At 54.3% G+C, this 12,965-nt stretch carries 11 protein-coding genes; 3 read left to right on the forward strand and 8 right to left on the reverse strand.

Going from position 1 to position 12,965, the window contains the following annotated elements:
- From GSQ82_RS06025 to GSQ82_RS06035, 3 genes are all read right to left on the reverse strand, one after another.
- Positions 1 to 1,244 (reverse strand): S1C family serine protease (locus GSQ82_RS06025; protein ID WP_158791349.1); only part of this gene is annotated, 1,244 nt, incomplete at its 3' end.
- Between the two features lie 478 nt (positions 1,245 to 1,722).
- Positions 1,723 to 2,031: a hypothetical protein gene (locus GSQ82_RS06030; protein ID WP_158791164.1), complete on the reverse strand. Its 309-nt coding sequence runs from the start codon at positions 2,029 to 2,031 to the stop codon at positions 1,723 to 1,725.
- Positions 2,032 to 2,374: 343 nt separating this feature from the next.
- Positions 2,375 to 3,658, reverse strand: a complete 1,284-nt coding sequence (locus GSQ82_RS06035) for a hypothetical protein (RefSeq protein WP_158791166.1) — start codon at positions 3,656 to 3,658, stop codon at positions 2,375 to 2,377.
- 346 nt (positions 3,659 to 4,004) lie between these two features.
- Here GSQ82_RS06035 and GSQ82_RS24965 point away from each other — a divergent pair, with 346 nt between their 5' ends.
- From GSQ82_RS24965 to GSQ82_RS06045, 3 genes are all read left to right on the forward strand, one after another.
- Positions 4,005 to 4,316 (forward strand): hypothetical protein, encoded by a 312-nt coding sequence (locus tag GSQ82_RS24965; protein ID WP_254061450.1) that lies wholly within the window; start codon positions 4,005 to 4,007, stop codon positions 4,314 to 4,316.
- Positions 4,199 to 7,468: a TonB-dependent receptor gene (locus tag GSQ82_RS06040; protein WP_254061463.1), complete on the forward strand. Its 3,270-nt coding sequence runs from the start codon at positions 4,199 to 4,201 to the stop codon at positions 7,466 to 7,468. The genes GSQ82_RS24965 and GSQ82_RS06040 overlap by 118 nt, the downstream gene beginning before the upstream one ends.
- A gap of 91 nt (positions 7,469 to 7,559) precedes the next feature.
- Positions 7,560 to 8,492, forward strand: coding sequence for a glycerophosphodiester phosphodiesterase family protein (locus GSQ82_RS06045; protein ID WP_174243038.1), 933 nt, complete (start codon positions 7,560 to 7,562; stop codon positions 8,490 to 8,492).
- 581 nt (positions 8,493 to 9,073) lie between these two features.
- Here the strand turns inward: GSQ82_RS06045 and GSQ82_RS25325 are convergent.
- The 5 genes from GSQ82_RS25325 to GSQ82_RS06065 form a co-directional block, all read right to left on the reverse strand.
- Positions 9,074 to 9,196: a hypothetical protein gene (locus tag GSQ82_RS25325; RefSeq protein WP_256370051.1), complete on the reverse strand. Its 123-nt coding sequence runs from the start codon at positions 9,194 to 9,196 to the stop codon at positions 9,074 to 9,076.
- A gap of 11 nt (positions 9,197 to 9,207) precedes the next feature.
- Entirely contained in the window at positions 9,208 to 9,588 is a 381-nt protein-coding gene (locus tag GSQ82_RS06050) for a hypothetical protein (RefSeq protein WP_158791168.1), read from the reverse strand.
- 228 nt (positions 9,589 to 9,816) lie between these two features.
- Positions 9,817 to 10,077 (reverse strand): KH domain-containing protein, encoded by a 261-nt coding sequence (locus GSQ82_RS06055; protein WP_158791170.1) that lies wholly within the window; start codon positions 10,075 to 10,077, stop codon positions 9,817 to 9,819.
- 1,209 nt (positions 10,078 to 11,286) lie between these two features.
- A complete protein-coding gene (locus tag GSQ82_RS06060; RefSeq protein ID WP_158791172.1) occupies positions 11,287 to 11,826 on the reverse strand; it encodes an NTP transferase domain-containing protein in 540 nt (179 codons plus the stop codon).
- Between the two features lie 11 nt (positions 11,827 to 11,837).
- The gene (locus GSQ82_RS06065) at positions 11,838 to 12,953 is read right to left on the reverse strand and encodes an XdhC family protein (RefSeq protein ID WP_158791174.1); all 1,116 of its coding nucleotides are present in this window, start codon (positions 12,951 to 12,953) and stop codon (positions 11,838 to 11,840) included.
- Between the last annotated feature and the right edge of the window lie 12 nt (positions 12,954 to 12,965).

The raw sequence follows: 12,965 nt of genomic DNA on the forward strand, positions 1-12,965 counted from the left end.
CACGAGCGCGTAAGACAACGCATCCAGCGCCTTATGCTGACTGCGCCCCGGACGAAAACCATATGAGAAGCCGAGGAAGAATCCATCTTCGATTCCATAGCACTGACATCTACGTTTGTTTGGGAGGTGCCGCTGAGTACGCCAAGGTGAAGCGTATCCCCTGGGCGCTGGCGAAACATTTGCACGGCTAGTTGGCGAGTATCGTGTAATGGTTGGCCGTTAAGAATCGTAAGAATATCGCTGATCTTTAGGCCCGCCTTCGCTGCGGGTGAGTCGGGAACAATGTCTTCGATGAGGACCCCGGTATCGCGCGACAGGCCAAGTCCCTTAGCCAGTGTAGGAGTCAGGTTGGTAGCAAAAATGCCGATGGTGCCACGACGCGCGTGGCCATATTTGATGATCTGCTCGTAGACAACCTTTGCGGTATTGCTGGGAATGGAGAAGCCTAGCCCTTCATTTCCCCCCGATTGTGACTCAATCATGGAGTTGACCCCGACTAAGTCGCCCTCCATATCGACCAACGGTCCTCCTGAGTTTCCGGGGTTGATAGCAGCATCGGTTTGGAGATACACCATGGGACTATCGGGATTGAGTTGGCGATTCACGGCGCTAATGACACCAAGCGAGACGCTGTCTTGTAGGCCAAGGGGGCTGCCAAAAGCAAGTACCAACTCACCAGGATGAGTTCGGTCCGAGTCTCCGAACTTGAGTGCCTTTAGCCCAGTGCGATCCACTTTGATGACCGCAATATCAGAGATTGTGTCCATACCGATGATCCGGGCGGGAAGGGCCGTGGATGGTGGTTCGTCGCGATTGCCGTCGGAGTCTCCTGAGCTCTTGGATAGGTCTGGTACTAACACGCTCAGAGATCGAGCATGTTGGACGACGTGGGCATTTGTGAGGATATACCCGCTCGAATCCATGATGGCGCCAGCACCAAGCATGCGCTGCTGCGCAAGAAAAGATGTACGACCCGGTTCGTCGGCGACTGGAGCAAGTCCAGTCGCATAAATCTTAACGACAGTTGGTTCTACCGCATGTGAGAGGGTTTGCAAGTCGTTGCTAAGGCCCAGGAGTACTGAAGCAGCGTGTGCGCCATGCGCTTCTGCAACAACGGGTGCTAAGGAGTTGGCAGTCGAGGGTGGGCTAGGTTGTTGGGCATTCACTTGTATTGCGACCAGTAGGAGGGCCAGAATCGAAGTAAAAGTGGAAAACTGAAAAATAGGTGATACTTCTTGTTTCATACAGACTCCGCGATCTTGGTGCTGGATACATGTTACGGCTTGTTCGATGACAGCTATTCGGTCAGATGCGATGAGATCTCATTACGAACATGTCGCCAGCTTGCAGGCAATACGAATTTGCTAGCCGCTTGGACATTTTCGCAGGCCTAACGTCGCGGCAGCTTGACCGCCACAGGCTTCCAGCGTAACGCTCGGTCCGGACCGGGCAGCGCTGCATTCACGAAGAGCGTATTCGCAGCTGCTAAGCACAATGAATGGCGGGCCACCAGGAGCATCTCGCGGCGGCCTTTCGCTTGCTATTGCCTGTCGCAAATCACGGACGTTGGATGCAGATGTGTGGCGACGGCGTTCGGGAGAAACCTGAGTTGGAGGATGGATGCGTCGCATAAAGCAATTGGGCCTGTAACGGAACTGTAGAGCTTCATCTGAAAAATACAGATACCCGGCGGTTAACGTGTACGCAAAAACTAAGTCCTTCTTAGGACATCCTTCGTTGCTTTGCGCCCTCGCGCTGTTGTCTTGCGTTGCTCTCGCGCATCCAATCCTTTCTATGGCAGTCGATGACGACTTCTCGTACGTGTGGATAGGTGTTGTAGCGAGAAGCATCATAGCTCGGGTCCGCTGCGGTGCCAGCCTGCATGAGGGCAATGCTCTGCTTCGAGCGGGGGGTTGGGCACTCACGGATACAGTATGGTTCTTCGCTATGCCCACCCCACCGAGGAGCATGCAGCATCAGGCCATGGAGCGCCTTCAAGAGTTCGTTGCGATAGAGCGAGCGAAAGCTCATAAGAAACAGACGAAGTCTTCATCGAAGAAAGCCGCTTCGGACCGGAAGAAGAAATCGGAACCGGCAGCTGCGCACTAAATAGAAAAGCATCCACCCGCTACGGTCCTAAAGGAAGAAAAGGCCCAATAGGGGCTACGTTGTTGATATGTTGGAGGCGCGGGGCGGGATCGAACCGACGCATAAAGGTTTTGCAGTTTTGGCAGTTTCATCTAACCAGTTGATAAAACTGGTTAGTTTTGTCGAATGTCCTACCCCGAACTGGGTAGTTTTAGTATCGTTTTGTACCTTATTGGCTGCCAATTGGATGCCATGACGATAACTGTCATTAGTCAGACTCGTGCGCTCACTGCGATGCTGATTGTGAGCTCGGTGATGTTCGATATACGAGGATCTCGGACTTGGATGCATTTCCATTCATATTATTGGATTGAAGAAGGAGCTCGAAATAGGGTAGGGATCCATCTTTGTTCTTGATCTTATTCAGGAACGGCAGAAGCCGAGCATCATCGAAGATAAAATCCGCAGCTGACTCGGTTCCAGCCATGGACGTTCCTTCCAGAAGAAGAATCTGTCCCGAGCCTTCGAGGTTGGGCTGTAATGCAATCAGCCCGTACACCTTATGCAGGGGATCTGCCTGATCGGAGTCGTACTGAGCAAGCTCATTGCGTTGCGGTGATCGGTTGAGGACCAGGAATGAGTGCTTTTGACGATCATGCCGGAAGACGAAGTTCATCCGGTCTTCGAATAGTTCGACCCAGGGCGTCCCTTCCTGCGCTCCCAACATGATGACCGGTCCGCTCTTGAAATCATCGGGACGGACGTCCCGCGCATAACGGACCTGTATTCGATTCAAGGGGATCCCGGGGAGCATGTAGAGCTTGGTGACGATCTTGAGATCGACGATGGAAGTGTAACGCCGCGACGCCAGTGTTCGCGCGACCTCAATTGTTGTTCCAACCGGCGGATTAATATGGTCCCGATAGTCGTCGTTCAGATATTCGGCTAATCTCACGTTTTTCCCAGTGATGGTTTGCAGAGTCGTCAAACCCGTATCCGAAGCCACAATCATCGTGGGGTGGTCCGGTCCGAACAGGCTGCTCCAGAGAGGATGTCTCGTTGCGGTGACCGGCGCCGCCGCCAAGCCTGTTCGCTGATGAAAAACCAGGTAGACAATTGCAATGCACGCCAAGGTCAGTGCCAAGGTGAGTGCCCGAACTATCCACGGCGTCGAGATCACCTGAGTTGCTGTGCCTGGTAAAACGACTGCCGGACCGACGTTTGCCAGCTGAGAAGGGAATAGAACGATTTCTTCTTCGGCCAGAGGAACAGGGAGCAGCTCAAACAGCGGCGTGTAGCCTCCCTTTGGGATCGACAAACGAATCGTCTCGTGTGAGCCCTCTTCGCTAAAGTACTGCTCCAAACGCTGTCGTAGCCGACTTGCGTGCGAACGAACGATTCCATCGATGGAAGGATCGTAGTTTGGCGCGCGCGCAAAGAGCGCTTCTCCGAGGTTCAGTTCGTTGATCTCGTCCGTGCGCCCCTGCAGGGTCAGTTCGCAAATGTAGGTTAGAAAGCTGCACAGCCGGGGTGACTTAATAAAGGATGGCGATGCGATGATGCGTTCCACGAGTTCCCAACGCGGATCGTCGGAGACGACATTATTCCTTTCGAGTTGGGCGGAGCTTTGGCTCATGAGCAGCGGAAGATATGTTCGGTGATTTGAGTAGACACGCGCTGGATGAATGGTTCGTAAACGAAATTTGCAGTTTTGCAGCTACAACCCTGTTAAATCGATGATAAAAGTAGATGCAATTTCCTCTGTGAATGTGAGGTAAAGAGCTGTGAGCAAATGAGATATTCGGCTTAACAATCATGTTTCGGCGAATTGACTATCTGGCCATCAATACATTGGCTAAAGTTCGGCCATCGGATAAATCTGGCCGACAGTCAGCACCGCTTCGAGGAGACCATGCATGCACAGCAATCCTGTAGGTAGAACGAAAATCGAACTGTTCGCCGCGTTCGCTAAGAGATTCGCTTCGAGTGCAGTCGGTGCTCTGGCGGTTGTGTTCGTGGCCGTCGGGCTGGGCGGATCACCCGCACATGCGCAATTCGACACGGCTAGCGTGCTGGGAACCATCAATGATCCGTCCGGGGCCGCGGTGTCATCCGCGTCCGTGGTGCTGCTCAGTGTGACGAGAGGCGTAGCCGTCACCCGGCAACCGACGGAAGCGGCAACTATGAATTTTCAAATGTCCAGCCCGGAGAGTACTCGATTACTGTGACTGCGGCTGGCTTTGAAAAAGCCCAGACCGGACGGTTTACGGTGAACGTCGGCGCCAGACAACGTGTGGGACTTGCCCTGAAGATTGGCACCGACTCTCAGACAGTCTCCGTTTCCGGTGCAGCCACTCTTCTCGAAACCGACACCAGTGATCGTGGCGAAACAGTGCAAAACCGTGAAGCGGTCAACCTGCCGCTAAACGGCCGCGCTTACGCCGACCTATCAGCCCTGGTTCCGGGCGTTCGTAAGTCGCTACTCGAAACGCTCTCCGTCCCCAGCCGCGATGCCTCCTATAACGTCAATGGCCAGAATTCAATGACCAACAACTTTCAGCTTGATGGTATCGACAACAACGCGTACCAGAGCGCGAACCAAGGCTATTCGAATGAAGCAATCATTCCGTCGCCTGACGCCGTTCAGGAGTTCAAGGTTGAAACCGACAACTACAGCGCCGAGTATGGCCGGGCAGGCGGTGCCATCATCAACGCGACGATTCGCAGTGGAACGAACCAGTTCCATGGAGTAGCGTATGACTACCTCCGCAACACCGTTTTGAACGCCTACGGCCCATTTATTGGCAACGGAGTAAAGCCGACTCTGGTGCAGAACCAGTTCGGTGGTGCGGTTGGTGGTCCCATTAAGCGCGACAAGTTATTTTTCTTCGCGGACTATGAAGGATTGCGAGTCGTCAATCGTGCGATCACGACTGCGGTGGTCCCGACCGCCGCACAGGCACAGGGAATCTTTACGGATGCCAGCGGCAATCCGATTTCGCTGGTGAACCCGATTACCGGAGTGTCTTACGCGAACGGCAAGATACCGTCTGCCGATCAGAGTCCGTTCGCATCGAAGGTGTTGAGCATCCTGCAGGCAGATGCGGCCCCCAACGCCGTCGTGGCGGCAGGCGGCAACAACTTCGTCTCGACTCCCGCGAATACCACGAATGTGAACAAGGGCGATGGTCGCCTGGACGCGTACATCAGCCCTCGGTCAACTGCTTTCGCGCGGTACAGCCAGGACTCGTGGGTTTACTTTCTGGCGCCGAATATCCCGGGGCTTGCCGGAGGAAACAGCAATGGAACGCTCTATGCCTATACCCGCCAGATAGCCGGAGGTTATAACTTCACTCCTACCCCAAGCTCTATTCTGCAGCTACGTTTGGGACTTACGTGGACGACGAGCGGCAAAGCCCCGATCAACATTGGCGCGGATAATCTGCTCGCGGACTTCAACATCCCGAACATCCCGAGCGACCCAAGCATCAACGGTGGTTTGAACAGCCAGGCTGTCACCGGTTACTCGCAGTTTGGACGTCAAACTACGAATCCGCAGTTTACGAACCCTTACGTCGCAAATCCCAAGGTGAACTATAGCTTTATCAAAGGCCGGAATAGCTTCAAGGTCGGAGCCGAATATGGGTTTCTCAACATGGCTATCTCCGACTTCCACCCGCAGTTTGGTGAAGATTTCTACGGTGGCCAATTTAGCCGCGCCACCCCGGCTCAGGCGACCGATGCTGCACACATCCAGGCTTACAATCTCGCTGACTTTCTCGTCGGTGCCCGTAACAGCTATCAGCTGAACAACCTTGCGACGATTGAGTACGAGCGCCGCTGGTACATGGGTTATGTGCAGGATGACTTCAAGTTCAACGATAAGCTGACATTCAACCTTGGACTGCGGTATGAGCTGGTGACCCCGAATTGGGAGAAGAACAACCATTTGGCGAATTTCGATCCAACGACCAATACGCTGGTCCAGGCTTCGGGCGGGTCACTATACAATCGATCGCTCATCAATCTGGACAAGAAGGACCTGGGACCGCGTTTCGGATTTGCCTACCAGGTAGACCCGAAAACGGTTATCCGTGGCGGCTATGGCATCGGATACATGCACTACTTCCGTTTCGGCGGAGAGAGCACGCTTGGCTACAACGGACCGTACATCGTGGATGCAACGATCAACCAAACTCCGCCGAACCAAATAAGCGGTGCGACCCAACAACTTTGCACTTCGCTCACCGAGAACCCCAGTACCTGCTTCCGCACAACGCAGTCGGGCTATCAGACCAACTTCGCGTCGGCTCAAAACTTTTCGACACTGGCCGCGCAAACTCGTTACATCCCACGTAACTTCGAAGCGGCCTACATTCAGGCTTATCACCTCACAGTGCAGCGGCAGTTGATGAATAACACCACTCTCGAAGTCTCCTACGTCGGCAGTCACGGCGTACACGTTCCTGTGCTTACTGATTTCAATCAGGGGGCAACCCAGCCTGTCAGCTGCAACACCGGCGTGGGCTGCCTGACGCAGCAGCAACGACGTCCCATCTCCAACTTCACAAACATTCTGACAGCACTGCCGCAGGGATATCTGATCTACGACTCTCTACAGACGAAGCTCGAGCGCCGTTACAGCAGTGGGATTTATCTCATCAACTCGTTCACCTGGTCGCGCGCGTTCAACAATGCTTCTGCTGATCTTGAGACCTATGGTGGAGACGGCGCGCTCGTCAACCTCTACAATCCCGCAGGAGATCGTGGCCCGTCCGGTTATGATCAGCCTCTGAACGACACCCTGTCGATCATTGCGGATCTGCCCTTCGGAAAGGGAAGGAGGTTCGGTCAAAGCGCTCCAGCCTGGCAACAGGTAGTCCTGGGAGGCTGGCAGCTTGCGGCGATCAATGTGGTGACGAGCGGTCTCCCGATCAACCTCACGTACACCCCATCCGCGCAAAACGTGGTCTCCAGCACCAGTGAAGTCTATTCCGTCCGTCCCAATCTCGTCAGTACCGCAAATGCGGTGTATGCGCCGAAATCGAGCTGGGCGAAGACGGGTAGCGCACTGAGTGGCACGCTGCTCGCAAGTCAGGTCAGCGTTCCGACACCGAGCCAGTACTTCGGTAATGCTGGCCGCAACGATCTGCGCGGGCCGGCATTTGGGCAGCTTGATCTTGCGTTGCACAAATCCGTTCCGCTCTGGTCGGAGACGAGCAACATCGAGTTCCGCATCGAGGCCTTCAACGTCCTCAATGCGACCAACTTCGAGTATCCGGACAGTTCCGTCACGGACGGCGCCAGCTTCGGCACCTACACCGCTGCAAACGCCTATCCCTCTCGGCAGGTGCAGTTGGCCCTGCGACTCGCATTCTGAGGCGCCCTCTCCACTCGGTGCAGTCGGCAGCGAACCTGCCGACTGCACCCTCATGCAATCATCTGACACAAGGTAAGAAGGAATTAGAGCCATGATCAATGCCCGTACATTTCTTGCAGTAGCACTCGTTCTATCTCTTCCTAAACTGTCCGCGGCAGCGGACGCCAAGCGAGGTTCCGTCAGCGGGCTTTTCTCTCCTTCAAACGAAAGCATTGTGGTGGTGGCTCACCGTGGCTGTCATGATCCCGCGCCGAAGCACGGCTTCGGATACGCTCCTGAAAACTCCCTGCTAGCGCTCGAGCGCTGTGTCACCATGGGCGCTGACATGATGGAAACGGATGTCCACATGACGGCTGACGGCTATCTTGTCATGATCCACGACGACACTGTAGAGCGCACTACGGACGGTCATGGGGTCATCTCGACGATGACCCTGGCCGAAGTACGCAAGCTGCGGCTACGTCAGAATCTCGGCGGCTATGCCGAGCCTCTGACTGACGAGCACGTACCCACCCTGGACGAGATGCTCAAAGCAGCCAAAGGCCGCATCACCCTGAACCTGGATGTAAAGGCTCCAATCTACGCCGAAGTTGTCGACGCTGTCCTGCGCGCAGGTGCCACCGATCTCGTCACGGTCAAGACGAGAGCCGGTATCGCCAGCCCGGCCCTGGCAGCCATCGCTCCGTTCAATAAGGTGCTCTTTGTGCCGGTCCTCAATGCAAAAGGCAGCGACCTCGTTGCTGTGGCGGAGCGACAGGCGACCGGTGCCAAGCCTGTGGCCTTCGAGTTGCCGAATATGTTGTCGACGGATGTCCCTAAGATCGTCGCAGTCGAACGGCAGCACGGAATCAAACTCTTTAGCAACACACTGGGCGATGGCTTCTGCATCGGTATCGGCGGCGACAATGACGCACTGAAGGATCCTGACGCCGTATGGGGATGGCTATATCGCAATGGGATCTCCATCTTTCAGACCGATCGTCCTGAAGCTTTGCTGGAGTTTCGATCCTCCCAGCATAAGTAACTCTCTTAGGCACCATGACGGGAGATTTCGTTCGAGTCGATTTGGGGCCTGTTCGATTGCAGCGGAGCTCATTCTAGAGCTTGCTGAAAGCAGAGACGTGCGGCTCGGCACGAGCTGCACGTCGACATCGCGACCGCAGTCGGGAAGTGCCTTTCAAGTCATTCTGGGGAGACATTCAAAATTACCAAGATCACGCCGGATTGCGCGCTTAGTGAAATTTGTATTGCTCACCGAGTCAAATTTCGGTGAGATTCCACTGTGGTCTCAGCCCGCAGGAAATGGAAGAACGTGAGCGCCATCGGGTCTCTTTCCACGTACATCGATCGGATGTGGAGCCGCAGCCTTTCCTCCCTGGACCATCACGGTCGGCACTGAGAATCAAAAGATACCGTTGAACTGACGGAATGCTTCCGACCGGCGGAGTAGGTGGCCAAGGTCGTGTGCCGCCGACGTGCATCCTACTGTTTTCTGAAAACCGCAGCGCCATAGATAGGCAGCTCAATGCGTTGGACAGGCGCGTCTGTCAGAAGATTCTTGATCGTATCGGGGAGAGTGACCGTTTGGTTCTGCGCGGAGGCGTTCTAGACGATGAAGATTCCGTGATCCTTCGCAACGCGTCGGTAGACCTTGAGACCTTCAGGCGCTGCGAAGATGTCTGGCTTGGCCCCGCTCTCGCTCACCATCCACTGTACGGCTCGCTTCATCCCGGCTTCACCTAAGCAGGCTTTTCCGTGTATTTGCTGAGCACGTCCACCAGACCTTGGTTAGGAATGCACTGCTTCGCTGAAAAAGCCGAAAGGATGTGATCCAGCTCTGTCTCCGACAGCCCTTTGAATAAGCCGGCATACATCGGCTGCATCAGCGTTCCAGCATAGAAGCATAGCAATGTCTGGCTTATGCTCTTAGCGTTGAGAAGAGGATTGATTTGCGGATCATTCACCACTTGACGGATCTGCTCCGCGAGCTGAGCGATGGAATCCTTGACAGGTGTCGCTGGCAGCCATCTCATCCAATCGTCGGTTCCGAGAGCTCTTTTCTTACGGAGAAGATCATTGATCCGCTCCATGTAAGGCGACTCGGGATTGAGCGCCAACATACGGTCTCTACAGAGAGGCGCCATCAGTTCGTCACCCGAAAGAGTTATTTTCCGCCCGGAAGTCCTCGGCTATTGTTCTCGCAATGGACTTATTATTCAGGGGCGGTCCAGAGTCAACACAAAGTGGTCTTGCGAGAAAGGGGAGAGCGGGCTAGCTCTCCCCACTTTTTTGTGTCTGCGTGAGTCGCGATTCAATTCATGAATGGCACAGCTGCCATATCAAGATCATTACTTCGGCTGATTTATATCAATTAGCAGATGAACTTTATGCGTTTGACCTATAGCGCTTGCGATAAAACGAAGGCTGCGAGCTGTTCGTCCAGCTTTCCCTATCACCTTGCCTAAGTCTGTTGGGTCAACGGACAGACGAAAGGTTGCACTTGATCCAACTCTAGCTCTCTCGACGTGTATCTTGACTTCATCCGGTCTATCGACCATGAAGCGTACTATCGTAGCCACACTCTGGACGATCTCTTCGACTCTGGGCATCAAAACTCTCCTTTAATGAACTCTACTTTTAGCAACAAACCGTTCCACAACAAAAGTGCCTCTCCGCACTAAGAACCAGCCGTCAAGGCCGACTAGATTCCTTATGTTTGCTGATCGAGGACTTTGACCCGGGGATTCTCCGGATGGTGGACCAACAGACCTCTCAGCTCAAGATAACGTACGCTAAATTCGATTCCTCGAATATGTCGATATCATCCATTGACTCTTCGCTGATATTCCGCCATCCGTCCGCTTCTGACACTGTATTGCTTTCGAGACATACCGAAGTACTCTCATGCGCGAGCTTCGAGACATGTAGGGGCGGCCCGGCTTCCGCGGCTACGATCAGGAGGTAGGTGTTGCTCACAAATGGGATATGGTTGCGAAGGTCTGCAATGCACCGAATTTGCTGCTGTTGCCCTTTACTTTTAGTATGATACGCCCTGCCACGTAGCAGTTCAGTTATGTGTCACAACGTGCCTGCAACATCACCAGTTCACCCTTCGAAAGAAGTTCTAAACTCTGTTGTGCGGGTAACATTCTCACCTACAGGTCGCCTGAAGATGGGAGCCTGGCTCCAGGCTTGTACCCAACCGTCGATTGGCCGTTAGGATCTGGAGAGAATCTTTTGTTTGTTCCAGCTACAAGCGTAGTCGCGACGACCGAACGGGATTTTCGTGATCACATCAGACAGTGGTCGCGCACCCTGGATTGATGTACGAAAAGGGCCGGCTGTCGTCGAAAACATTTCTGTTCGAGATTAAATCGTCGGAGGTCAAGAGATTGGCAAGCGAGCTTCGAATGAGATTCGAGAGGGCACGCTCCTTAGATAGAAAGGCAAACAAAAGCCTGGAGATGGCCTAGAGGAGAGTTTTCTCCTTGTTGGAGTAGCTGGTTCAGTCCCCCATATGCGACATATCTGGACTCCCTCTTCCCCTCGGTTTGGTTCACAAGGACGTGGGTCAATCTGGGCTGTTTTTATTTTGTTAGATGTGCCCATTGTTTCTCGCCAAATCGACTTCTCACTTGAGTTCGATGAGCGCGGAAAGAACTTCTGAACCGCCGAGCCATTCGTAGAGTGTGGGAACGTTCGAGTCCATACGGGATTCTATCTCCCAGAGCGGCATAGCGAGTACCCCTCCCGACGGCTGAGAGATGCAAGGTAAAGCCGAACCCAACAACATTGAGCCCTCAGAGAAGTCTCAGGATCTAACCGAAGATGCTTCGAGCTTTCGCCAGATCTTCAAACGTATCGACGTCTAATTCTCCGCCCGGCAGCTCAATACTATGCGCGCGCTGCAGCAGTCTTCGAGCTCCCATGTCGCCCTTAAGCTCAAGCAATTCGGGAAATCGATCTTTTGAGAAATAAGCGGGAACACCTTTACGCCCTCCGTATGACGTAGCCGCAACCCGTCCCAACGTCGCGAGACTACGGAGGTGGTCGGCGGTAACCGCAGGCATGTCGCAGGTCATGACCAATATTCCCTGAACATCCTCAAACGCCTGAACACCTCGTGAAAGAGTAGTTCCCATCCCTTCCGTCCATTCTGGATGGGAAACAATCAAAACGTCGTGCAGCTTGCATTGATCCCGAATCTGGTCCTCAAAAGCGCCAAGGACGACGACAACCGGTGCGCAGCCGGCCTCTCTAGCATTTCGCACGGAGCGATCCAGAAGGGTTTCGTTTCCCAAGCGAATCAATTGCTTGGGATGTCCCAGACGTGTGGAAGCTCCTGCCGCAAGGATCAAAGCACCACACTTCATACGGTGTCGAGGCCGCACTGGTTGCGTTGATAGTGGCGAGAGTCGCCGGTAGCGAGATACCGCTCAACATGATCCGCAGAGAGCCTACGAGACTCGTTCCGTTTGCCCATGCAGTAGGCCTGGGCTTCTGCGAGGATCGCGAGCGCTATTGCCTCCGGCCCTTCGCCCCCAATGTTCAAACCGATGGGTGCGCAGACGTATTGGCAGCATTCCGAGACGGACCATTCGAGCTCGGCAGCAGCTTCAGCAATCAGCAGTGAACTACGTTGCCGTGAACCGAGAAGACCGAGATATTTCGGCCTCAATGGTAAAAGAGAGGCCAGGTAATCCCGATCCTGTTCATAGCTATGGGTCATGATGACGACAGCGTCACGAGAAGTTATCTGTTGTATCGCCACGCTTGGAGCCAATATGACTTCAGCGTTGGTTTCCGGAAAACGATTCTTGCGCGCAAGCTGCGCACGCCCATCAATCACGGCCACGCTCCATCCCAGCAGGGAAGCCATCGTCACGAGTGGTTTCGCATCGTCCCCGGCGCCAAACACAAACAACCGCTGTGGCGGCACAAGGCGTTCAATCGAGATTTCGCTGAAGCCTGTCTCTGCGCTATGGAGACACTTCATCCGAGCTTCAGACAGATGTTCGCTGGACAGCCCTTCACTGGCGAAGACCAGTTCACTATCGGCGCGGAATACTGCCCGCATCATGCCGCATTCACCCCTCGGAAGCCATGTGGCGACCATATGCTCGTGCCCGGAAAGAGCAGCATCGACGGCCCGCAAGAGCGCCTGGCATTCAGCGGTTTCTACAGATTCAAGCAAAACGTCCAGAACTCCGCCACAGCCGAGACCGAAGGGTATATCGTCTGTTTCATCGAATAGTGTGGAGTATCGTTCTACAACTGCGCCGTCGCGGGTCAACCAGGCCGCCTTACGAAGCAAGTCAGCCTCCAGGCATCCACCACTGATGCTGCCTTCGTAAGTGCCGTCTTTGCAGACGACTAATCGCGCGCCGGGCTGCCTGTAGCTTGAGCCTTGAACACGAACCAATGTCACGAGGATCGATGCAGATCCCTGGTGCCACCGTTCGACGATTTGGCGATGTTCTCTCATCAGGCTGATTCA

The organism is Granulicella sp. L60 (assembly GCF_009765825.1).
Taxonomy (GTDB): Bacteria; Acidobacteriota; Terriglobia; order Terriglobales; family Acidobacteriaceae; genus Edaphobacter.

Coding starts and splice junctions, on each gene's coding strand:
- GSQ82_RS25325 (WP_256370051.1), bottom strand. CDS start 9,196: ATGAAGCGAGCCGTACAGTGGATGGTGAGCGAGAGCGGGGCCAAGCCA.
- GSQ82_RS06030 (WP_158791164.1), bottom strand. CDS start 2,031: ATGAGCTTTCGCTCGCTCTATCGCAACGAACTCTTGAAGGCGCTCCAT.
- GSQ82_RS06055 (WP_158791170.1), bottom strand. CDS start 10,077: ATGCCCAGAGTCGAAGAGATCGTCCAGAGTGTGGCTACGATAGTACGC.
- GSQ82_RS06045 (WP_174243038.1), top strand. CDS start 7,560: ATGATCAATGCCCGTACATTTCTTGCAGTAGCACTCGTTCTATCTCTT.
- GSQ82_RS06050 (WP_158791168.1), bottom strand. CDS start 9,588: ATGTTGGCGCTCAATCCCGAGTCGCCTTACATGGAGCGGATCAATGAT.
- GSQ82_RS24965 (WP_254061450.1), top strand. CDS start 4,005: ATGCACAGCAATCCTGTAGGTAGAACGAAAATCGAACTGTTCGCCGCG.
- GSQ82_RS06065 (WP_158791174.1), bottom strand. CDS start 12,953: ATGAGAGAACATCGCCAAATCGTCGAACGGTGGCACCAGGGATCTGCA.